This is a genomic window from Bacillus sp. TH25, assembly GCF_016650935.1.
GTDB lineage: Bacteria > Bacillota > Bacilli > Bacillales > Bacillaceae_G > Bacillus_A > Bacillus_A mycoides.
The window spans coordinates 131,738-154,728 of the sequence record NZ_JAEKEU010000039.1; the positions used below are offsets into that span (position 1 = coordinate 131,738).

General features: G+C 37.1%; 25 protein-coding genes and 1 other annotated feature. Of the genes, 16 read left to right on the plus strand and 9 right to left on the minus strand.

What is annotated here, in order from left to right:
- Positions 1–109 precede the first annotated feature (109 nt).
- Positions 110–682: a tRNA 5-(aminomethyl)-2-thiouridylate-methyltransferase MnmM gene (gene mnmM / locus JFT89_RS24505; protein WP_016095954.1), complete on the minus strand. Its 573-nt coding sequence runs from the start codon at positions 680–682 to the stop codon at positions 110–112.
- A complete protein-coding gene (gene mnmL / locus JFT89_RS24510; RefSeq protein ID WP_201040825.1) occupies positions 679–1,638 on the minus strand; it encodes a tRNA modification radical SAM protein MnmL/YtqA in 960 nt (319 codons plus the stop codon). Before mnmL ends, mnmM begins: the two co-directional genes overlap by 4 nt.
- A 111-nt stretch (positions 1,639–1,749) precedes the next feature.
- Between mnmL and JFT89_RS24515 the strand changes: the two genes are divergently transcribed.
- From JFT89_RS24515 to leuS, 11 genes are all read left to right on the plus strand, one after another.
- Positions 1,750–2,013 (plus strand): YtzC family protein, encoded by a 264-nt coding sequence (locus tag JFT89_RS24515; RefSeq protein ID WP_002089099.1) that lies wholly within the window; start codon positions 1,750–1,752, stop codon positions 2,011–2,013.
- 15 nt (positions 2,014–2,028) lie between these two features.
- Positions 2,029–2,178, plus strand: a complete 150-nt coding sequence (locus tag JFT89_RS24520) for a hypothetical protein (protein WP_001129344.1) — start codon at positions 2,029–2,031, stop codon at positions 2,176–2,178.
- 194 nt (positions 2,179–2,372) lie between these two features.
- The gene (locus JFT89_RS24525) at positions 2,373–3,395 is read left to right on the plus strand and encodes a DUF418 domain-containing protein (protein WP_002067632.1); all 1,023 of its coding nucleotides are present in this window, start codon (positions 2,373–2,375) and stop codon (positions 3,393–3,395) included.
- 305 nt (positions 3,396–3,700) lie between these two features.
- Positions 3,701–4,462, plus strand: a complete 762-nt coding sequence (locus JFT89_RS24530) for an ABC transporter ATP-binding protein (protein ID WP_002067633.1) — start codon at positions 3,701–3,703, stop codon at positions 4,460–4,462.
- 16 nt (positions 4,463–4,478) lie between these two features.
- Complete coding sequence (locus JFT89_RS24535; RefSeq protein WP_033707231.1) at positions 4,479–6,338, plus strand: FtsX-like permease family protein; 1,860 nt, start codon at positions 4,479–4,481, stop codon at positions 6,336–6,338.
- Between the two features lie 157 nt (positions 6,339–6,495).
- A complete protein-coding gene (locus JFT89_RS24540; protein WP_002067637.1) occupies positions 6,496–6,684 on the plus strand; it encodes a hypothetical protein in 189 nt (62 codons plus the stop codon).
- Positions 6,685–6,796: 112 nt separating this feature from the next.
- Positions 6,797–7,363, plus strand: coding sequence for a tyrosine-type recombinase/integrase (locus tag JFT89_RS24545; protein ID WP_002067639.1), 567 nt, complete (start codon positions 6,797–6,799; stop codon positions 7,361–7,363).
- Between the two features lie 40 nt (positions 7,364–7,403).
- Entirely contained in the window at positions 7,404–7,901 is a 498-nt protein-coding gene (locus JFT89_RS24550; RefSeq protein WP_002067641.1) for a cation:proton antiporter regulatory subunit, read from the plus strand.
- A 3-nt stretch (positions 7,902–7,904) separates the two neighbouring features.
- The gene (locus JFT89_RS24555; protein ID WP_201040827.1) at positions 7,905–9,128 is read left to right on the plus strand and encodes a cation:proton antiporter; all 1,224 of its coding nucleotides are present in this window, start codon (positions 7,905–7,907) and stop codon (positions 9,126–9,128) included.
- Positions 9,129–9,319: 191 nt separating this feature from the next.
- On the plus strand, positions 9,320–10,513 hold the full coding sequence (locus tag JFT89_RS24560) for an MDR family MFS transporter (RefSeq protein ID WP_016095956.1): 1,194 nt from the start codon (positions 9,320–9,322) through the stop codon (positions 10,511–10,513).
- Positions 10,514–10,564: 51 nt separating this feature from the next.
- Positions 10,565–10,783, plus strand: a binding site (T-box leader).
- Positions 10,784–10,848: 65 nt separating this feature from the next.
- On the plus strand, positions 10,849–13,257 hold the full coding sequence (gene leuS, locus JFT89_RS24565; RefSeq protein WP_002145290.1) for a leucine--tRNA ligase: 2,409 nt from the start codon (positions 10,849–10,851) through the stop codon (positions 13,255–13,257).
- Positions 13,258–13,284: 27 nt separating this feature from the next.
- Here the strand turns inward: leuS and JFT89_RS24570 are convergent, their stop codons facing one another.
- Entirely contained in the window at positions 13,285–13,710 is a 426-nt protein-coding gene (locus tag JFT89_RS24570; protein WP_016095958.1) for a GNAT family N-acetyltransferase, read from the minus strand.
- A 162-nt stretch (positions 13,711–13,872) separates the two neighbouring features.
- Here JFT89_RS24570 and JFT89_RS24575 point away from each other — a divergent pair, with 162 nt between their 5' ends.
- A complete protein-coding gene (locus JFT89_RS24575) occupies positions 13,873–15,024 on the plus strand; it encodes a VrrB protein (protein ID WP_201040829.1) in 1,152 nt (383 codons plus the stop codon).
- Between the two features lie 44 nt (positions 15,025–15,068).
- Here the strand turns inward: JFT89_RS24575 and JFT89_RS24580 are convergent, their stop codons facing one another.
- The 5 genes from JFT89_RS24580 to JFT89_RS24600 form a co-directional block, all read right to left on the minus strand.
- Positions 15,069–15,491 (minus strand): pyrophosphohydrolase domain-containing protein, encoded by a 423-nt coding sequence (locus JFT89_RS24580; protein WP_002034433.1) that lies wholly within the window; start codon positions 15,489–15,491, stop codon positions 15,069–15,071.
- Positions 15,492–15,740: 249 nt separating this feature from the next.
- Complete coding sequence (locus tag JFT89_RS24585; RefSeq protein ID WP_002129504.1) at positions 15,741–15,926, minus strand: hypothetical protein; 186 nt, start codon at positions 15,924–15,926, stop codon at positions 15,741–15,743.
- Positions 15,927–16,016: 90 nt separating this feature from the next.
- Positions 16,017–17,096, minus strand: a complete 1,080-nt coding sequence (locus tag JFT89_RS24590; RefSeq protein ID WP_016095960.1) for a Ger(x)C family spore germination protein — start codon at positions 17,094–17,096, stop codon at positions 16,017–16,019.
- Positions 17,072–18,166 carry a spore germination protein gene (locus tag JFT89_RS24595; protein WP_016095961.1) on the minus strand — a complete coding sequence of 365 codons (1,095 nt, stop codon included), beginning with the start codon at positions 18,164–18,166 and terminating at the stop codon, positions 17,072–17,074. Before JFT89_RS24595 ends, JFT89_RS24590 begins: the two co-directional genes overlap by 25 nt.
- Before the next feature lie 16 nt (positions 18,167–18,182).
- Positions 18,183–20,327: a spore germination protein gene (locus JFT89_RS24600; protein ID WP_201040831.1), complete on the minus strand. Its 2,145-nt coding sequence runs from the start codon at positions 20,325–20,327 to the stop codon at positions 18,183–18,185.
- A gap of 152 nt (positions 20,328–20,479) precedes the next feature.
- Here JFT89_RS24600 and JFT89_RS24605 point away from each other — a divergent pair, with 152 nt between their 5' ends.
- On the plus strand, positions 20,480–21,604 hold the full coding sequence (locus tag JFT89_RS24605) for a homoserine O-acetyltransferase family protein (protein ID WP_016095964.1): 1,125 nt from the start codon (positions 20,480–20,482) through the stop codon (positions 21,602–21,604).
- Positions 21,605–21,652: 48 nt separating this feature from the next.
- On the opposite strand, the gene JFT89_RS24610 is transcribed toward JFT89_RS24605, so the two are convergent.
- Positions 21,653–21,835: a hypothetical protein gene (locus JFT89_RS24610; RefSeq protein ID WP_016095965.1), complete on the minus strand. Its 183-nt coding sequence runs from the start codon at positions 21,833–21,835 to the stop codon at positions 21,653–21,655.
- 199 nt (positions 21,836–22,034) lie between these two features.
- On the opposite strand from JFT89_RS24610, the gene JFT89_RS24615 reads away from it, so the two are divergent.
- The 3 genes from JFT89_RS24615 to JFT89_RS24625 all read left to right on the plus strand — a co-directional run bounded on the left by JFT89_RS24615 (position 22,035) and on the right by JFT89_RS24625 (position 22,985).
- Complete coding sequence (locus tag JFT89_RS24615) at positions 22,035–22,340, plus strand: rhodanese-like domain-containing protein (RefSeq protein ID WP_016095966.1); 306 nt, start codon at positions 22,035–22,037, stop codon at positions 22,338–22,340.
- Between the two features lie 76 nt (positions 22,341–22,416).
- A complete protein-coding gene (locus tag JFT89_RS24620) occupies positions 22,417–22,641 on the plus strand; it encodes a spore germination protein (RefSeq protein ID WP_002067672.1) in 225 nt (74 codons plus the stop codon).
- Between the two features lie 20 nt (positions 22,642–22,661).
- Positions 22,662–22,985, plus strand: coding sequence for a hypothetical protein (locus JFT89_RS24625; RefSeq protein ID WP_201040833.1), 324 nt, complete (start codon positions 22,662–22,664; stop codon positions 22,983–22,985).
- Positions 22,986–22,991: the final 6 nt, after the last annotated feature.

Genomic DNA, 22,991 nt, shown 5'->3' on the forward strand with positions numbered 1-22,991 from the left:
TGTATACATCCATTATATAGGAGGATAAGAAAAAGACGTGCAATGAATGCACGTCTTTTTTTGATATATTTTGTCGAACAATCGATATATCGGCAAAATCGTTGATATATTATCGTTTCTCAATCGCCACAATAAACGGCGGATTATTTTGTTGGTTAATAAATCCATATCGCAGTACGTGAGCTTGTTTTTGATCTAGTTCTTCTGCAAATTTGAGCACAGCGTCGCGTTCTACTTGTCCTTCTGGATGACCGTGATAAATAACAAGGATGATGATACCTTCTGGTGCCATTACTTCTAGTAGTTGTTCGATCGCCGAGATTGTTGAGTTCGGTTTTGTAACGATATGCTTGTCACCACCAGGAAGGTAACCTAAGTTGAAGATTGCTCCTGTTACTTTTCCCTTTGCATCTTTAGGTAATACGGATAAAAGTGTATCGTGACTATCGTGAACTAAAACAGTACGTTCAAAAAGTTCTTTTTCCTTTAGGCGGATAGTAGAACTTTCGATTGCTTCTTTTTGAATATCAAATCCAAATACTTTGCCGTTATCTCCAATGATTTCAGCTAGGAAGCAAGTGTCATGTCCATTGCCAAGCGTTGCATCTACAGCGTAATCGCCTTCTTTAACAGCCGTTTGCAGCAGCGAGCGAGCAAACGGTAATACACGTTCTAATTTCATTTTTGTTTCTCCTCATTTGCATATTTTCCTTGCCAGCTTCCGCGGCGTACAAATTCTGCATCGATGGAATTTAATACTTCCCATTTATTTAAGCTCCACATTGGACCGATTATTAAATCAGGTGGACCGTCACCTGTGATGCGGTGCACAATTACATCTTCAGGAATAATTTCAAGTTGGTCAACAACGAGACTTACGTAATCTTCAAGAGAAAGGAATTCTAATTGACCTTTTTCATATTGCTTCACCATTGGCGTACCTTTTAATAAATGAAGTAAATGAATTTTAATTCCTTGTACGTCAAGTTTTGCTACTTCACGAGTTGTTTCCATCATCATGTCGTAATCTTCAAGGGGAAGACCGTTAATAATATGAGAGCAAACTCTAATGCCATGTTTGCGTAATTTATTTACGCCTTCCACATAAGATGGATAATCGTGAGCGCGATTAATAAGATTTGCAGTACGTTCATGAACAGTTTGTAGTCCGAGTTCAACCCAAAGGTACGTACGTTTATTTAAGTCCGCTAAATATTCAACGACATCGTCTGGTAAACAATCTGGACGAGTTGCGATAGAAAGACCGACAACGTCTTTTTCTGCTAGAAGCGGTTCGAATTTTTCTTTTAACACTTCAAGTGGTGCATGTGTATTTGTATACGCCTGGAAATAAGCGATACATTTTCCATCTTTCCACTTTGAGCGCATTTTTTCTTTCATTTCATGATACTGCGTTATAACATCATCGCGGCGATCACCAGCGAAGTCACCAGATCCAGCAGCACTACAAAACGTGCAACCACCGTAAGCAACCGTACCGTCACGGTTCGGGCAATCGAAGCCAGCATCTAATGAAACTTTAAAGATTTTTTCACCAAATTCATTTCGTAAGTGGTAATTCCATGTATGATAACGTTTATTGTCGTTTGTATATGGAAAAGGGTTTTGAACCTTCATTACTTTCCCTCCTAAGACGAGTCAAAATGAAACAAAATCCATTATAACATACTCATAAGGTTCATATGGAAGGGACACACTAAAGGGGAATTGAAGCAAGGAGGGACAATTATGGCAGAGCGTCAATCACTTGAAGAGTATATTACACAGGCAGAACAAGCGGTGGAATATGCGAAAGAACAATTAGACCAAGGCATGAGACAAGAGCATTACAATACGATGGAATATTCGGATGCTCAGTTACAATTAGAACAAGCATATAACGACTTACAAACTATGCAGCAACATGCGAATGATGAGCAGCGTGAGCAGTTAAATAGAGCACGTATGGCAATTCGCCAATTGCAACATCAAATGATTATTACACCGCACTAATAAGGAGTGAATGTAATGGCGAAACGTTCAGATCAAAATAATCCAGAGCAAAAAACACAAAATGGACATAACGCTGAATTTTCAAATGAACTTGATCCGGTTGTTCAAGTGAAACAGCGTAATAGTAAAAAAGGACAACCTCAAAAATCGAAGCAATCAGAGTAAACCAGGTCGCAATATGACCTGGTTTTATTTTGCTCTGCAAACGTCCGATTAGTGCGAGATGGACTGCTTCCACACTGATTTTACATTTTACTATATGACAATAATGTAAGATTTCTGTAAGGTTTTCCGATAGTTGTAGGCTTACTTTTCCAGTAGAGTAAGGGAGGATTTAATTTAGGACAAGGAGTTGCATTATGGGGAACAATATTACAAACAAACGCATTGATGAGTTAGATTACATTCGTGGCTTCGCATTACTGGGGATTATTTTAGTAAATATTTTGGCGTTACTTAATATTAAAGTTCCAGACCCTAATACAGTGGATGCAAGTTATCAAAGGTTTCTATACTTATTTGTAGAAGGTCGTTTCTTCTCAATCTTTTCATTCTTATTTGGAGTAGGATTCTATATCTTCATCACAAGAGCGATTGCGAAAGGGAAAAATGGATATGTTCTATTTTTACGTCGTTTAGTTGCACTATTTATTTTTGGTTTGATTCATCAAATGTTTCAGCCGGGGGAAGCACTAGCATTATACGCAGTTTGTGGATTAGTCACTTTGCCGTTTTATAAAGTGAAGAAGCAAATAAATTTAGTAATCGGTCTTATTCTTACAGTGACTTTTAGTATTATGGCAGCTAAGGAATTATTACCTGTAGGTTTAATTTTATTAGGTCTTGCTGCAGGACAGTACAAAGTATTTGAAAATCTTTCAGCGAAAATAAAGCAAGTCGCTATTTTTACAGGAGTTATGTTTGTTTTAAGTGTGATAGCTTTATGGTATCAATATGGGCACGTTCCTGCTGAGCCATTTATAAATGGGATAATGGAGAACGAAGATGGAACAATGGATGCTGCAAGCCAATTTTTAAAAATTGGTATTACAGTTGGAACAATCATTTCAGCTTTCTATGTTGGAGCATTAATTTTACTACTTCAATTAAAATCAGTTCAAACATTGTTAGCACCATTGAAATACTACGGCCGTATGGCTTTAACAAATTATATCGGACAAACTGCAATGATTTTAATTGCAGGCAGTGTATTTAACTTTGCAGGAAACTTAACGTACATGCAGACGTTATATGTATGTATTGCAATTTACGCAATTCAAATTGTGTTTAGTGTGATTTGGATGAAAATCTTTAAAATGGGTCCATTAGAATGGATTTGGCGAGTTGTTACGTATTGGACGGTAACACCTTTAAAGAAATAAAGATAGAAATGGGCTGTTCCGCTTGTGGAATAGCCCATTTTTTATTGTCAGTTTTTGTCGGTAAATCGATATATTTTGAAAATCGCTGATATATTTGGTGTTACGGTCGATATATTTGAAAATCGCTAATATAATTGCATTCACCGACTTAATGTGTCACTAAGATTAAAAGGAAAAAAGCCAACCTTACAAGCTCTCCTTTTTTATATTACAAAAGTGTAAGGTAATTGTAATGTTAACAAATAGCAGTTTACCCCTAAAAGGCGCAAAATAGGTAATGGAAAAACAAGTGTAGGAGGATATATATGACGAAACCAGTTGTAGACGTGAAAAACGTTCAAAAAGTGTACGGTAAAAAAGGTGAGAACCAATCACATGCGTTAAAGGGTGTGTCATTCTCAATTCAAGAGGGTGAGTTTGTTGGGATTATGGGACCTTCTGGTTCTGGTAAAACGACATTGTTAAATGTAATTTCAACGCTTGATAAGGCGACAGGTGGCGTTGTTGAAATTGCAGGAACGGATATTACGAAAATGAAGCAAGGTGAGCTTTCTGATTTCCGCTCACAAAAGTTAGGATTCATCTTCCAAGACTTCAACTTATTAGAGAACTTATCTATTTATGAGAACATTGCACTTCCACTTTCACTTCAAGGTGTCTCGTCACGTAATATTGGTCCGAAAGTAGAGAAAGTAGCGGATATGTTAGGAATTTCAGAGATACTTCAAAAGTATCCAACTGAAGTATCTGGTGGACAGAAACAGCGTTCAGCAGCAGCGCGCGCTTTAGTGCATGAGCCTGCAATTATTTTAGGGGACGAGCCAACAGGAGCTCTTGATTCTAAAAATGCAGCAAGTTTACTTGATGCGATGACAAACTTAAATGAAGAACAAGGCGTATCTATTATGATGGTTACTCACGATCCATATAGTGCAAGTTACTGTCAGCGTATTTTATTCATTCAAGATGGTGAGCTATATAAAGAAATTCATCGCGGTGGTACACGTGAAGAGTTTTATAAAGAAATTTTAGATGTGCTTGCAGACTTAGGCACACAAAAAGCGTAAGAAAGGAGACTTTGGCATGTTATTCAAACTTTCCATGTCAGGGCTAAAAAGTAAGCTGAAAGATTATATCGTCTTACTTGTCGGTCTTGTCATGTCGATTTCAATTTTTTATATGTTCCAAACGTTAGCTCTGAATAAAGCGTTTATCGAATCTAATTCAGTGATTAAGTCTATCGGATTTGTATTCCAAGCAGGTTCATTTTTATTAGCAATTATAACGTTCTTCTACATTTTATATGCGAACTCTTTCTTACTATCGCTTCGTCAAAAAGAGTTTGGTATGTATATGATGTTAGGAGCAAAAAAGCATAAAGTTACATTACTTATGTTTATTGAAACAATCGTATTAGGTGCTGCGTCTCTTGCGATTGGACTTACAGTTGGTGTAGGACTTGCGGAAGGTGTCGGTCAGTTATTAATGAAACAACTCGAATTTGCGGGTGAAGGCTATAAAGCATTTTATCTGCCATCTATGACTGTTACTTGCATCTTCTTCTTTGCACTATTTGTATTATCAGCAATTATGAACAGTATTAAGTTATCGCGTATTTCTGTACTGCAACTTGTACATGCAGATGCACAAACAGAACGTGTTGCAGTAAAAGGAAAAATGACAGGTTTAGTTGCATTTCTTGCGGTTATTTTATTAGGCATTGGCTATGCATCAATGATTTATATGGACAAACTAAAAGAAATGGGAATTATAATAGCATTAATTACAACAACAGCTGGTACTTACATGCTGTTTGGATCGCTTCTTCCAGTTATTATTAAAAAGTTAAAAAGTAATAAAAAACGTAGTGAAAAAGGACTTAACGCTTTTACATTTGCACAATTAAACTTCCGTATTAATAGTTTAACGAAAGTGCTTGCGACAGTAGCAATGTTAGTTGCTCTTGGAGCTGGTGCAATTTCAGGTGGTATGGCGTTTAAAAATAACGTTATAAAAATGGTCGATGGTTTAGTAATATATGATTCAGTTGTTCATAATCCTACAGCTGAAGAGAAGAAAATTTTAGATGGTATTCCATTTAAAGAGAAAAATGAATATCGTTACAAAGTTGACGATAAATACGTTTACTATGTAAAAGAAGATTTAGAGAACAATCGTCCTTTAGTAAAAGATATGGCAAATATGGAATCGATGAAGGATTTAGTAAATACGAAAAAAGTTTCAGAGGAACTACCAGTAGGTGCAGTTTCTAGAGAAATGAATGAAAAAGATGCGAACGCTAAAGAACTTCCAGGAGAATGGGTTGATGCTTTTAGTACAATCCAGCCATATTATATATACGAAGATCATGCAATTAAAATTGTGGATCAAAAAATGTACGATGGGATAAATGGTAAAGAAGGTATAGCATTTATCGGAAAAACAGATGACTTTTTAACATACACAAAAGAATGGAAAAAACTTGACGAGTTGCAGCTAGATAAATATAAAAATGTAACGGCTGAAAGAATGAACAGTAAATATCAAGCTTACGATATGTTCTACGGTGTTGCGAGTGGAACAGTGTTTATGGGCTTCTTCCTTGGAATTGCTTTCTTAGCGATGATGGCGAGTTGCTTAATGTTTAAAATTCTGTCTGGTGCATCAAAAGATATTACGCGTTATCAAATGCTTCGTAAAATCGGTGTGCGCCGTGAATTATTAACAAAATCTATTTATAAAGAGTTATTCTTAGTATTCCTATTCCCGGCAATTGTGGGTATTGCTCACGTATTAGTTGGTATGAATATTTTCGGTTTCATTTTAGTTGATCCGTATTTCCGTATTTGGGTACCGATTGTAATTTTCGTAGTCATTTATGCGATTTACTACTTCATTACAGTTCAATTATATAAAGGAATTGTTCTTCCGAAAGAAGATTAATAACGAAAAATACCGAGCAGAGGGTGCTCGGTATTTTCGTTATTTTCAGAAAAAATAATAAAAAACGTTGATATGTTACTTAATTGTGTTATAGAATGTAATTAAGTAACATAAACTGAATGTATAAAGTAGCAGGAACTGAAAGGAGGAATCTAACTTGCAGAAAGAAGATGGATCTTTATTTGAAGTTATAGGTATAGCGCTAAGGTCCAAAGAAGTTTTACTATTTTCATTTTTATCCCTCGTTATTTTTCTAACCGCAACGTATTTTTACAATAGTAAGTTTCCAAATCATAAATATCCAGAATTTTTAGGTGCATTAAAGTATATCGCTCCAATTGTATAGCGTAAAAAATTTAAAAGGAAATGGATAATACATGGAATTCCCATAGCATGATAAGGTAAAATGGACAACATGATGAGAAAATTACCGTTCATAAGATGAGGAGAATACATGTATGGAAGTTGTAGAGGCATTAAAAAATATAAGCCAAATTGAGGCTATGAAAAAATATTTAAAAGAGCATTCACAGCGAGATTATCTTTTATTTGTCATTGGAATTAACACAGGTTTAAAAATTACTGAACTACTGAGTATTAAATTTGAAGATGTATTAAATGAAGATGGAACTGTTAAAGAGTTTTATTCTCTTCCTGTGAAAGATGAAAAGTTTAAACAAGATATTTATTTAAATACAAAAGTAAAAGAAGCGCTTTTAGCGTACGTACAATCTATTGATGTTCAAAGAGAAAACTACGTATTTCAATCTAATAAAACGACAAATTCAATTACGCGTCAACAAGCTTATCGTGTGATTCATAACGCTGCGGAAGCAGTTGGAATTCTTGGAAAGATTGGAACGAACTCAATGAGAAAAACATTTGGATTTCACGCGTACAAAAGAGGAATAGCGATTGCGCTGTTGCAAAAACATTTTCATCACGCGACCCCATCAGAAACGCTCAAGTATTTAGGGATATCAAAAGATGAAAAGTTTAAAACAGAGATTGATGTAGATTTGTAAAAGGAAAGAGCCGTAACTAAAAAAATTAGGAGGCGGGAATATGAACATTAGAGAGAGTGAACTACCAGGCATTGGATGTAAATTTGAAGTGATAACAAAAGGTAATGAAAAAATGGTTATTGTTATTCACGATGATGGAAGAAGGGAAATGTATCATTTTGATGCCGATCATGATGAGAGTATTTCAAGCATTTCTCTTCGCGATTCTGAAGCGAGACAAATTGCTGCTATATTAGGCGGTATGGTCTATAGGCCACAAGCGTTAGACACGATTGAGATGGCTTTTGAAGGATTATCAATTGAGTGGTTTAAAATAGAAAATAACGCACCAGTGGTTCAGAAAACAATTGGTAGTTTAAGTGTTAGAAAAACATATAACGTAACAATCATTGCTATTTTGAAAAAGAATATGAAGAAATTTTTCAATCCAGGTCCAGATTCTATCATTGAAGCTGGCGATATGCTCGTATTATCGGGTGAAAGACATGAAGTGAAGAGAATTATTAATGAGTTGCTTTCAGCGGGAGGTGACTCATAATCGATGGATACTTTAGTCTTTGAAGTTGGAACTGCGTTAGTATTAGTAGCTTTTGCAGCAATCCTCGCTGCAAAGTTAAAGTTTTCGATTATTCCGTTTCTCATTATACTCGGTATGCTAGTGGGGCCTCATGCCCCAGATTTAGGGCTTATCGATTTAAGGTTTATTGAGAGCGGAGAAGTTATTTCCTTCCTCGGCCGTGTTGGCGTTATATTCCTCCTATTCTATTTAGGTTTAGAATTCTCAATAAAGAAATTAATTAAATCAGGAAAGTCGATTGCTTTTGGGGGGAGTGTTCATATATCGCTTAATTTCATATTAGGTTTGCTTTATGGATATATAATGGGTTTCCCCTTATTAGAAACATTAATTATTGCAGGGATCATAACAATTTCCTCGAGTGCAATTGTTGCAAAAGTAATTGTTGATTTAAGAAGATCTGGTAATAAAGAGACTGAGCTAATTTTAGGAATCATTATGTTTGATGATATCTTTTTAGCTGTATATTTGTCAGTTGTTTCAGGATTAGTACTCGGAGGTGCAACGTCATTTGTAGGTGCTCTTACATCCGTGTTAATCGCAGTAGGATATATGTTACTATTCTTTGTAATCGCTAGAAAAGCTACGCCGTTCCTAAATAAAGTATTAGATATTTCGTCAAACGAAATTTTTATTATCGTAATATTCGCTATTTTATTCTTTGTAGCAGGATTTTCAGAAACAATTCATGTTGCGGAAGCGATTGGGGCTTTATTGTTAGGACTCGTCTTTTCAGAAACAGAGCATAGTGATCGAATCGAGCATCTCGTCGTTCCGTTTCGTGATTTCTTTGGAGCTATATTTTTCTTCAGCTTCGGTTTAAGTATAGATCCGTTTTCGCTTGGAGGAGCAGTATGGTTGGCATTAGGAGCAGTTTTCATTACTCTCATCGGTAATTTTACAGCTGGAATGATTGCAGGGCGTAAAGCCGGGTTATCGCATAAGGCTTCTACAAATATCGGTTTAACACTTATATCACGTGGGGAATTTTCCATTATTGTCGCGAATCTCGGAATAGCGGGTGGCTTAATGGCAACGATTAAACCATTCTCAGCTTTATATGTTTTAATATTGGCGTCGCTAGGACCATTATTAACGAAGGAGTCTGGGAGAATATACTCTCTACTAGACAAAATATTTAAATGGAGTGCTAAAGAAAGTGTAAAACGTAAAAAGGAAGTTGGATAACCTTTCGCGAGGGAACGATTCCATTATTTATAGATTAATATTTTACAAAGACGATTAGAATACATTCTAATCGTCTTTGTGCTATTATCTGAATTTCATCAACTATTAATCAGTTGCCTTCCTATTTAAAAACGACTACAATTTTACTGTTATATATATGAACGAAAAAAAAGAGAATAGGAGGGGAGACTATGCCAAGAAAAGTATGGCTATTAGTAGCTGGGATGATTATTAATGTCACGGGTGCTTCTTTTTTATGGCCTTTTAATACAATTTACTTACATGATAGTTTAGGGAAATCTTTATCAGTGGCCGGAATGGTATTAATGATCAACTCGCTTACTGGTGTAATCGGAAACTTGCTCGGCGGTGTTTTATTTGATAAATGGGGCGGTTATAAATCAATTTTAGTAGGGATTGTCATTACACTCGTATCGATTTTAGGTCTTGTGTTCTTCCACGGATGGCCGTTATATGTTGTGTGGTTAGCATTAATCGGCTTCGGTTCTGGAATGGTCTTCCCATCGATGTATGCGATGGTTGGTACGGTTTGGCCAGAAGGCGGAAGACGAGCGTTTAATGCGATGTATGTTGGACAAAACGTCGGTATTGCAATTGGAACGGCATGTGGTGGTTTAGTTGCATCGTATCGTTTTGATTATATTTTCTTAGCGAACTTTATTTTATACTTTGTTTTTTTCTTAATTGCTTTTATTGGATTCCGTGGTATGGAAGACAAAAAAGAGCCAGGAGTGCAAAAGGAAATCGAAACGAAAAAAGGGTGGACGCTTACACCTGGATTCAAAGCACTTCTTATTGTGTGTGTAGCATATGCTTTATGCTGGGTTACATACGTACAGTGGCAAGGTGCAATTGCAACGCATATGCAAGAATTAAATATTAGCCTTCGTCACTATAGTTTATTATGGACGATAAACGGAGCGATGATTGTTTGTGCGCAGCCGCTCGTTAGTATGCTAATTCGCTGGATGAAGCGTTCTTTAAAGCAACAAATTATGATTGGAATTATCATTTTTGCGGCGTCATTCATTGTGTTAAGTCAAGCACAGCAATTTACGATGTTCCTCGTTGCGATGGTGACATTAACAATTGGTGAATTATTCGTATGGCCAGCAGTTCCGACCATTGCAAATATACTTGCACCGAAAGATAAGTTAGGATTTTATCAAGGTGTTGTAAATAGCGCAGCGACTGTAGGGAAAATGTTCGGACCGGTCGTTGGCGGAGCGATTGTTGACTTATACAATATGGAAGTATTGTTTATTGCGATCATGGTAATGCTTGTAGTAGCGCTTATAGCAACGAGTATTTATGATAGACGAGTAAAAGTAGAAGAAACAGTTGAAGAAAAAATTGCAGTTTAGTTTGACGGAACATGCAACATGTTTTAGAATATATTTAATTAACTCATATTTGTAATAACAGTGAGAAGGAGTAGTAGTAATAGAAGCTGGTTTAGAGAGTTGACGGTCGGTGCAAGTCAATCCACGTTTCGTTATGAACTCGCCTTTGAGTTGCAGTTGTGAAATCATTAGTAGCAATTGCCGTTAATCCACGTTACGGATCTAAGCGAATGTATTTATTACATTAATTTAGGGTGGTACCGCGGGAATCTATAACCTCTCGTCCCTTTCTAGGGATGAGAGGTTTTTTGTATTTTGGGCGGTGAAAATAAATAGAATTTCAAGGAGGGTATCTCATGAGCTTTAATCATCAAGAAATTGAGAAGAAGTGGCAAGGTCATTGGGAAGAGAATAAAACATTCCGTACGCCAGATGAGACAGAAAAACCAAAATTTTATGCGCTAGATATGTTCCCATATCCATCAGGTGCAGGCTTACACGTAGGTCATCCAGAAGGTTATACAGCGACAGATATTTTATCTCGTATGAAGCGTATGCAAGGATATAACGTTCTTCATCCAATGGGATGGGATGCATTCGGTCTTCCAGCAGAGCAATATGCACTTGATACTGGAAACAGCCCGGCAGAATTTACAGAGCTTAATATTAATACGTTCCGTAATCAAATTAAAGCATTAGGCTTCTCTTACGATTGGGATCGTGAAGTAAATACAACAGATCCAACCTACTACAAGTGGACACAATGGATCTTCCTAAAACTATTTGAAAAAGGTTTAGCTTACGTTGATGAAGTACCTGTAAACTGGTGCCCAGCACTTGGTACAGTACTTGCAAACGAAGAAATCATTGACGGTAAGAGTGAGCGTGGTGGACATCCAGTTGAGCGTCGTCCGATGAGACAGTGGATGTTAAAAATTACAGCTTACGGAGATCGTCTATTAGAAGATCTAGATGAGCTTAATTGGCCAGAAAGCTTAAAAGACATGCAACGTAACTGGATCGGTCGTTCTGAAGGTGCAGAAGTACACTTCAACATCGAGGGTACAGATGAGAAGTTCACAGTTTTCACAACGCGTCCTGATACACTATTTGGTGCAACATACTGTGTACTTGCTCCGGAACATGCACTTGTTGCAGAAATTACAACAGCAGATCAAAAAGAAGCTGTAGAAGCTTACATTAACTCTGTTAAAATGAAGAGCGATTTAGAGCGTACAGAACTTGCGAAAGAGAAAACTGGTGTATTCACTGGTGCTTACGCAGTTAACCCAGTAAACGGTGAGAAATTACCAATCTGGATCGCTGATTACGTTCTTGCAACTTACGGAACAGGTGCTGTAATGGCAGTTCCAGCTCACGATGAGCGTGATTATGAATTCGCATCAGTATTCAATCTTCCAATGAAAGAAGTTGTAAAAGGCGGAGATATTACGAAAGAAGTGTACACAGGTGATGGTGCACACGTAAACTCAGCATTCCTTGATGGATTAAATAAAGAAGAAGCAATTGTGAAAATGATTGAATGGCTTGAAGTAACAAGTGCAGGAAATCAAAAAGTAACGTACCGTCTACGTGACTGGTTATTTAGCCGTCAACGTTACTGGGGTGAGCCAATTCCAGTAATCCATTGGGAAGATGGCACAATGACAGCTGTGAAAGAAGAAGAATTACCATTAGTTCTTCCAAAAACAGAGAATATTCGCCCTTCAGGTACAGGTGAGTCACCACTTGCAAATATTGAAGAGTGGGTAAATGTTGTTGATCCTGAAACTGGTAAAAAAGGTCGTCGTGAAACAAATACAATGCCACAATGGGCTGGTAGCTGCTGGTACTACCTACGCTACATCGATCCAAACAATAACGAAGCACTTGTAGATCCTGAAAAAGTAAAACAATGGCTTCCAGTTGATATTTATATCGGCGGAGCAGAGCACGCTGTACTTCACTTACTGTATGCTCGTTTCTGGCATAAAGTATTATATGATATCGGTGTAGTTCCAACGAAAGAACCGTTCCAACAATTGTTCAACCAAGGTATGATCTTAGGTGAAAATAACGAGAAAATGAGTAAATCAAAAGGTAACGTTGTAAATCCTGATGATATTGTAGCAAGCCACGGTGCAGATACACTTCGTCTATACGAAATGTTCATGGGACCATTAGATGCTTCAATCGCTTGGTCTGAAAATGGTCTTGACGGAGCTCGTCGTTTCCTAGACCGTGTATGGCGCCTATTCATTCAAGATAATGGTGAATTAAGTGAGAAAATCACTGATGCACCAAATAAAGAGCTTGAAAAAGCTTACCACCAAACAGTGAAGAAAGTAACAGAAGACTATGCAGAGCTTCGCTTCAACACAGCGATTTCTCAAATGATGGTATTCATCAACGATGCATACAAAGCTGAGACACTTCCGAAAGAATATGTAGAAGGTTTCGTGAAAATGATTGCACCAGTTGCACCTCATATCGGGGAAGAACTTTGGAGCAAGCTTGGATACAATGAAACAATCACATATGCAAGCTGGCCAACATTTGATGAGTCTAAACTTGTAGAAGATGAAGTTGAAATCGTTGTTCAAATCATGGGCAAAGTTCGTGCAAAATTAACAATGAGTAAAGACGCATCAAAAGAAGAAATGGAACAACTTGCACTTGAGGAAATCAAAGAACAAATTGAAGGAAAAACAGTTCGTAAAGTAATTGTCGTTCCTGGTAAACTTGTTAACGTTGTTGCAAACTAATTAATTATTAATAAAAGCTCAGAGCGTTTATGCTCTGAGCTTTTTTATGTGAAAAATAATCTCAGGATCACCTTCATCTAAGTTTTCGATCATTCCACTACGCATAAATCCATTCGCTTTAAAAACTTTTTGCATATTTGTATTCGATTCGTTCGTTGAAGAAAATATTTTTTGAGTAGGAGAATGCCTTAACATATATGAGATTAATGAGCTTGCATGACCTTGTCTTCTTTTCGTTGGCGAAACAATGATTAATGAGAGGAAAGTAGAACCAAAGAAATTTGTATCGTATGTTAGAAAACCAGAAATGGAATTGTCCTCTTTTGCAATTATGCAGTTTCCTTCATCAATAGCGTGTTTAATATAATTTCGTCTACTATCGTCTCCGATTACAGCGACATCTATATCTCCGATTGAATCTAAATCAGTTATTTCAGCCTTCGTTATGATCATCAATACAACGCCCTTCTTTTAGAATGAATAATCAGTTAATTATTTTTGACACGAATGGAGAACAAATAAAAAAGCGCGGAATTCCCATATAGACAAACACCTATTCTTCTATAGAAAATATGATAAAAAAGGTAGGCTAAATGAGAAGAAGAGGTGAAAGTAATGAAAGGAATGGATAATAATGCACCGCATGGCTTTATGGTAGGTGAGGAAGACGGTTATGCACAGATGATGTTAATGGGGGGCGCTGGACAGCAAGGATATGGAGAAATCCCAATGTGGATGGGAGGAGCAGGAGGAGGCTTTCAAGGGGGAATGGGAGGATTTCCAACATCAGTAGCTGGAGCGCAAACAGGCTTTCCGGGGGGAATGGGAGGATTTCCAACATCAGTAGCTGGAGCACAACCAGGCTTTCAAGGGGGAATGGGAGGGTTTCCAACGTCGGTAACCGGAGCACAAACAGGCTTCCCAACATTTGTAGGGGGAGCACAGGGTGGAGTTCCTGTAGGCATGCCAACTACATTCCCATCTTTCGTTGGAGGCGTACAAACAGGATTTCCTGTACCTGGCGTTGGTGTTGTAGCTGGTGGAATCGGCGGCGTCCCTCAAGGTGTTCACGGTCAGCATGTGCATCACGGTCATCACGGTCAGCATGTACATCATGAGCATCACGGCCATCACGGTCAGCATGTACATCATGAGCATCACGGCCATCACGGTCATCATCAACAACACGGCCATCATCAGCATCATGGCCATCATCAACAACAAGTACATCATCATGGTCATCATCAAATTCATCCGCAGGCTGTCCTTTATCAAACTCATCAAAGTCATCATCATGGTCACCAAGGTCATCATCAACACCACGGTCATCATCAACACCAAGGCCATCATCAACACCACGGTCAACACCAACACCACGGCCATCATCAGCAACAAGTACATCACCAAGGTCATCATCAAATTCACCCGCAGGCTGTCCTTTATCAAACTCATCAAGGTCAACATCATCACCAAGGCCAACATCATCACCAAGGTCAACATCATCACCAAGGTCAACATCATCACCAAGGTCAACACCATCACCAAGGCCAACAGCATCATCAAGGCCAACAGCATCATCAAGGCCAACAGCATCATCAAGGTCAACAGCATCATCAAGGTCAACAACAGCATCAAGGTCAACAACAATACCAACAGTATCAGCAGCAACAACAGCCTTGGGCAGGTGGAATTGGAGCAGGAACGGCAGCAGGAGCAGCAGCTGGTACTGCAGGAGCAGCTGGACACGCGGGACACGTGGGTCATTAATAGGCCAAAGGAAAAAAGACATAATAAAAAACTGCTAGGAGATCCTAGCAGTTTTTTTCCGCCTCTTGACGTTGGCGTTCAATTTCCGCACGAAGTTGTGGTTCCGGTGCTTGCCATCCTTCTGGTTTCATGATTTTGCCATCGCCCTCGCGGAATCGAGGCTTTCCATCAGGGAATAGTTTTGCCATGTTAGCATTGTTTACAATTTCGAATCCTTTATCTGGACGTACGCCCATTTCTGCAAACGTTCCGAATGCAAAGTAAATAAGGTCAATAAGTGCATCATATTGATCTTCAACAGTTGTTGCTTCTAGAAATTCTTCTAGCTCTTCTTGCATAAAGCTAGCACGAATTTTTGCACGCTCTTCTGTTAGTTTTGTTGGAGTACTTGTCACAGGATGTCCGAATTCTTCATGCATTTTTGCAACAAGTTCGTATCCTTTATCTAAACCTTTTTCGTTTGTCATGTTGTTTCATCCTTTCTTACGTTATGCCGAATTTTATCCCGCATTAACGGGCAGTAAGACTCCCACCTCAAAAGTCGCAAATGCGAGGAAGCGAGGTGGGAGATAACTGCCCGTAAAAGCCCGATTGGTGAAGGCTAATAATCAGCGGGGAATGGACAAAATCCCCACTGATTAAAGTTTCACTTTATTGTAACATAAGGTAGTTATTAAATAAAAAGAACATCTTATGAGAAATAAGATGTTCGCTCGTTATTCTTCTTTCTTAATTAAAACGGATAAAATAAGATCGATGCCAAACATTCCGATGAGTAGCATTGGTATAACTACAAGTAAATAACGTGTGAAAGAAACATTTTTTAAGTATGTATGAGCAAATAAAAAGACGCCGAGAAATAAAATACCATTTAAAATAGGTTTTACTAATTTTTTAGACATAAGCTCCCCCGTAAATATCCCTTTTCTCTATTTAAAAATAAAAACTCCTCTTTCCGTTGTATCATGCTGGAGAGAGGAGTTCAATCATTATCATTCAATTACACCAGAATTTGTAATGTTGACAGTATATTTCACTTGAATTGGAACATCTTTATACATTCTTCGCCACTCTTCTAATTTGAATGAGCGATAATGTTGTCTATATTTTGCCCCCAGTCCAAGAGGATCAACATTTAGAGATTTAAATTGTTTAATAAGTTTTGTAGCTTTCACGTCTAATTGCTTTTCGACTGACTTAGCTATTTTTGTTGTATTTTTTTTGTTTTCTAAATTAAATTTTCTAGAGAGCTCCTGAATACGAGCTTCCATTTTCACATGAATATAGAAAGAAGGTTTTCCGTTTTTTATGTTTACTTCGTAGGTAGGGACGGAACGGATATTATTAATCATTGCATAGCCAGGATTGGTTTTAAATTCATGTGAGTCTAAGCGGTGCTTTTCTAGTAGTCCTTTGAAAACAAACATATCTTGGTACTTGATTGTTCCAACTAACTTATCCTTTTTTAAGAGACCGATACCAGTAATTTTTATTTTATCTCCATGTTTTTTCAGGATAGGCATATAAGAATCTTGTCCTTCACGGTAGTACCGAAAAGCACCTAAATATAAATTGTCAGTTGGTAAAGGGCCGGTTTCCATATTATGTTCTAACATTTTTTTTATATAAATTGCAACATTATAAGATGTACTGTATTTTCCTTTAAATAGTTCAGTACCACTTCCTTCTAATAGTCCCACATACAGTGAATTACCAATATTCACATCACGAATTAATGTGTCAAAGGAGGTGGATAATCCTTTTTTAGCAACCTTTGTTGTGAATAAGGCAACACGCATTTGACCGCTTGCGAACGGTTGCGAAGATTCTAAAGATGTATCTGCCTTTACTTGTTTTACTGCGTTTCCTGTTCCCTCATAAACTTGAACTTTATTGCCCTTTTTTTGTATAGGACAAACAAATGTAACTTTTACTTTATTATCTTTTGCTGTATCGAAGACAGTTCCTTGAATGAGTTGAACATCATCAATAATATTTTTTTGTAAGCAACCAGTTAGACTGAAGATACTGATGCAAATAAGAAGTATTAATTTTCTTTTGGTTTTTTCCATTTTCTTTTCACCCACACAATAATAAATAGAATTGGGATGTATACATATATAAGCCAAAAACTAACTTTAGATGTATTGCTAATAAAATCATTAATATCATGCCTGTTCGTTAAAAGTTGTGAAACAACTAAGGTGATAAGCATAAAGGCGATTAAAATACCACGTTGCTTAACACGAAAGATTTCATGAGTTCCTCTAGTAGCGGCCCATAAAGGTAGAATAAAGCTCGTAACAATAACGAGAGCATAAGCGGAAATAGCAATATACTCAAGTCGCTCTATAAAAGGAAGCTTAATAACTTGTGTCATTGAAAGTTGAGACCAAATTGTTTTGAGTAGTTGTTCTTCACTAAAGAAAGTAAAAGCGAGAATAGTACTAAACAAATATAAGCAGTTAGAGAATAATGCCCCATATTGTGCGAATTTATGGGACTTCTCTGGCTCTTTAACAAACGGATAAACCATAAGAAAAATTTCAAACCCTGTCATACTATAAATAGATAGTTTGGCCGCTTTCAAAATATCGGTAAAAGAATGTGAAAACATCGGAAGTAAATTATCCCAATGTGCGAATTTCAAAATAAAAAGACTTAGAAAAAGATATCCTAAGGTCCCGCCAACAGAAATGACGCAAATGCCTGTAATGACGCGGAAGCCTGATGAAATAATGTAATAACTTATTAAGCATAAAAAGAATGTGAGCATCCAGGTGGATGCACTAGGAAACATCCATACTTGAATAATTTCGACATATGTTCTAACTACAGAAATACTTACAATAAAAAAATAAGCCATAAAGATGATACTAATGCCGTTTCCTAGCCATTTCCCAAATGTTTGCCGATGTAAATCAATTAAATTTCCGTTTGTTTCTTTTAATAAGAAATACATCATCCATATAAGAATATGGATACCGATTCCTGTAATTAAAACTCCCATCCAGCCGTCGTATCCAGCTGCCTTTGCAATGATTCGAGCGAATCCGAGAACACCAGCACCAAACTGTGCACTGTGAATTAAGAAGAAAACAAAGATAGGAGATATTTGATATTTTTCTTGAACTTTACTCATCAATGCACCTCATTTCTTAATCATCAAAATCCGATCTATGTTTTGTTGAAATTCCTTTTGCTGACTTTTTCACATGCTGTGGTCTCGCTTGTACATCTCTTGTATCAATCATCGTTAATGGAAAACGAATCCATGAATCTTTCATTGATTGTTGTCTAGTTGGATAAAAAAGCGCGTACGGTTTACGTAAAGAAGTTAGTCTGAAAAGATGGGTAAATAAAAAGATAAATCCAAGAGAGATGCCAAATAGACCGCCTATTTCTGCAAAGGCGAGAAATGGGAAACGCAGTAAACGAACGGCGTTACCCATTTTATAAATGGGCGTAATAAAGGAAGCTAACGCTGATAAGGCAACGATAATTAATAAAATATTACTCGTTAAACCAGCTTGCACGGACGCTTGCCCGATTACGATACCGCCTACAATACCGAGCGTTTGTCCGACCTTCATAGGTAATCGCGCGCCAGCTTCTCTTAATAAATCAATCGCAAGTTCCAAGAAAAGTGCTTCTATTAAAGGGGGGAATGGTACTTGAGCCCTTGATAAAATCAATGTTTCAAGTAAGTCACTCGGAACTAATTCATAATGATAATTCAAAACTGCAACGTATAATGGAGTTGCACAAATTGAGAATAGAACAGCGATCAATCTTAAAATTCTTGAGAATGTAGCGTACAGCCAAGAAACGTTATAGTCTTCTGGCGAAATGAAAAAATCGAAATATGATACAGGTGTTAATAGGACACTCGGAGAACCATCAACAAAAATAGCGATTTTCCCATCAATAAGTGCTTTTGTGACCCTATCAGTGCGTTCTGTATTTATATAGAGAGGGAAAATTGACTTTTCACCCATTAATTCTTGTATATAAGCACTATCATTAATTTGATCATATTCAAGAGCGCGTAATGATTCCTCTAGAAAATCTACATTATCTTTTTCAGCTAGGTTGTCTAAATACATCATGACAACTTTTGTTTTTGAAAATTCACCGATAATCATCTCTTTTGTGTGTAAATCTAAAACAGGAAGACGTTTTCGTACTAAATTAATATTCGTATCAATATCTTCTACGAATCCTTCTTGTGGCCCGATAACGGTTGATTCGTTTAATGGAGGAGTTGGTGCACGATAATTATCAATTGCAATGTTTGCAAGCATACATTTTTGATCTTGTTGGTTCAATTGAATAATCGCATGTCCCTTTAAAACCATGTCCTCAATTTTTTGTAAGTCGTTCGTAATTGTAATACCACTCATCGGAATATGTTCTTTCAGTTCTTCTAGTGAAGCGCAAGGTCGTTCTAAAAGAGTAGGCATTAAATATTTTTGTAATTTCTCCCCATCAAGTGAAGGGCGATAGTAAGAAATCCAATAAGGCATCGTTTCATCATCAGATGTATGGTAATTAACAAAATCACTAGACTTTTTTAGCTTCGTTATTAAGTCTTGTAGAGAATGAATGCGGTCCTTTTTTGGCTTACTAAAATCATAAATGCTGTTACTTCCAGAGCTTTGCTGCTTATCTTGAGAAGAATTGTCTTGCTTAGAATCTTGCTGTTTGTTTTGAGAAACCTCGTCTTGCTTAGAACCTTGCTGTTTGTTTTGAGAAGAATTATCTTGCTTAGAATCTTGCTGTTTGTTTTGAGAAGCCTTGTCTTGCTTAGAATCTTGCTGTTTGTTTTGAGAAGCCTTGTCTTGCTTAGAATCTTGCTGCTTGTTTTGAGAAGCTTCGTCTTGCTTAGAACCTTGCTGTTTGTTTTGAGAAGCCTTGTCTTGCTTAGAATCTTGCTGCTTGTTTTGAGAAGCCTCATCTTGCTTAGAACCTTGCTGTTTGTTTTGAGAAGAATTGTCTTGCTTAGAATCTTGCTGCTTGTTTTGAGAAGGCTTGTCTTGTTTGGAATCTTGCTGCTTGTTTTGAGAAACCTCGTCTTGCTTAGCATCTTGTTGTTTGTTTTGAGAAGCCTCGTCTTGCTTAGAAGGCTCCTCAGTTTGTTCCGTATTTTTTTGTTGGTTATTCTCATCTTTACTCTGTTTCATGCTTCTAGTCTGCTTTTTGTTATTGTTCTCTTGTTCGTTAGGCTGTTGTTCCGAGTCATTTGTCTCTTTTGCATCTGCTGTATTTGAGTTTTTTTTCTTACGTAACCAATTCCAAATCATATGTATGCCCTCTTTGATCTTGTAATATAGTGCTATTTTGTGGCTATTTTTGTATATTATTCATTTATTTATGAAAAGAAGAAGGAGAATGCTTTCCGTAGAAAAAATCCTTTAGTAAGGAGTTTATAATATGACGGGAAGAAGGCGAGTCTGTGCAAATTGTAAAAAAGGAGAAGTTTGTTTTAAAAGAGTTTGTGTTTGAAAATGGTAGGGAAATTCCTGTTCAAATGGGGTATGAGACGTATGGCACTTTAAATAGAGCAAGATCAAATGCAATTTTGGTTTGTCACTATTTTAGTGCAACAAGTCATGCGGCAGGAAAATATACAGAGCATGATGAGGAAGCTGGTTGGTGGGATGGATTAATTGGACCTGGAAAAGCAATTGATACAAATAAATATTTCGTTATATGCACTGATAACCTTTGTAATGTACAGGTGAAGAACCCCTACGTGATTACAACGGGACCAAAATCGATAAATCCGATGACTGGTTTTGAGTATGCGATGGATTTTCCAGTTTTCACATTTTTAGATGTAGCACGTATGCAATATGAGTTAATAAAAGATATGGGGATTGCTAGGCTACATGCTGTAATGGGCCCATCGGTAGGTGGGATGATTGCGCAGCAATGGGCTGTCCACTATCCTCATATGGTGCAGCGAATGATTGGAGTTATTACGAATCCACAAAATCCAATTATAACGTCGGGAAATGTAGCGCAAAATGCGATTGAAGCAATTCAGCTTGATCCAAATTGGAAAGGTGGAAAGTACGGAGAGGAACAACCAACGAAGGGGCTTCATTTAGCGAATCGAATGATGTTTATGAACGCGTTCGATGAACATTTTTATGAAATGGCATTCCCGCGGAACAGTATAGAAATGGCACCTTATCAACAATTTTCTGCATTAACATCATTTGAGAAAGAAATAAATAAAGTGACATGTAAAAGTATAGATTTAGTAGATGCAAATTCATGGATGTATACTGCGAAAGCGGTCTTATTACATGATATTGCACATGGATTTTCAACCTTAGAAGAGGCTCTTTCTAAGGTTGAAGCGAATGTACTCATGATTCCATGCAAACAAGATTTACTTCAGCCGCCTCGTTACAATTATAAAATGGTAGATATTTTGCAAAAGCAAGGGAAGTACGCAGAAGTATATGAGATAGAAAGTATAAATGGGCATATGGCAGGAGCGTTAGATGTTCATTTATTTGAAAAGAAAATTTATGAGTTTTTAAACCGGAAAGTATCTAGTTTTGTGTAGGAAATAATTAATGTGGAAAGGTGCATGATTTATAGTAGGCACCTTTTTTTACATGATTTGCAGACGGAAAATATATGTAGCGATTGATAAGCCGAAGAAAGCTATACTAAGTAATAGAAATAAGAATGACATTTCTTGAGGGGATTTTATCTTTTTATTATTTTTCATACTAAGAGCAATAACTGCAGAAACTAAGAAAATGATGCCCATAATGAAAAGAAAAAGTGTCATTTTAACTGGCTCCTTTCATCAAACAAGTATATTGAGGATACAATGCGTCAGTTATGTTTGTAAAGAATAAGTTTTGCTGGAAAATTGAGAAATAAATGTTCCATTCTTTGCGTTCCTTCCTTCGCGTGCTAAAATTGATGAGAAATGATTGTTTAAAGAAGAAACTGAAGGTTTTATTGTATATAAGGAGGAACTACATATGACAGAAGTAAAAACAATTACTACAGAAGAAGTGCAAGAGCGTTTAGAAAATGGAGAAACATTATTTTTAGTAGATGTAAGGGAAGATGAAGAAGTAGCGGCAGGGAAAATTCCAGAAGCTGTACATATTAAAATGGGCGATATTCCAAATAAAGCAGATTTCTTTGAGAAAGAGAATGAATATATCTTTATTTGCCGTTCGGGAATGCGTAGTGAAAATGTATGCCATTATTTAAATGAGCAAGGATTTAAAACGGTGAATATGGTTGGCGGTATGCTTCAATATGAAGGCGAAACTAAATAAGTAGCTGCGAAAACTTGAAACGAGTCTGTTTCAAGTTTTTTTCTTTTGCATACAGTATACAAAAGGGGGAGGCGAAATGGGAATTAACATGCGTAAAGTAAAAATTATTAATAATACAGGAGCTGTTAATGTCGGCGACTGTTATAATATCGCACCTTTAGCTGTGGCAAAAATATATGCTGGTGCTGGAGGATCGAGTGCGGCTGTTTTTTTAAATGGGAAACGACAGCCAGAAGCTGTGATTAGAACATCAGTGTTTCTTCCGCCATTAGCGACGAGTACACGTACATTAGGTTCATAAAGGAAAGGTAGAGTGTAAGTATGCCTGCACGTATTAAAGAATTTATTATCGTTAATAATACTGGGAATATATTTACAGGGGATAATTTGAGTGATACTTCATTTACTGCTTCGAAATCGTATAGTGGTTCAATGGGGTGCACTTGGATTGACGTTGTTACAGTAATAGGGACGGAGACGAAGCTTTGTTTACAACCGGGAGATTCGGTGACGACAACCTATACACGAGGTACCCCTGCTGGTACTGTAACGGGAACAAATATGGGGCAAGGTGCAAATTTGTCGAGTATATCGCAAGCTGTCCCTAATACAGATAATATGGATTCAGTTGCTGGACTCCCTTAAGGAATT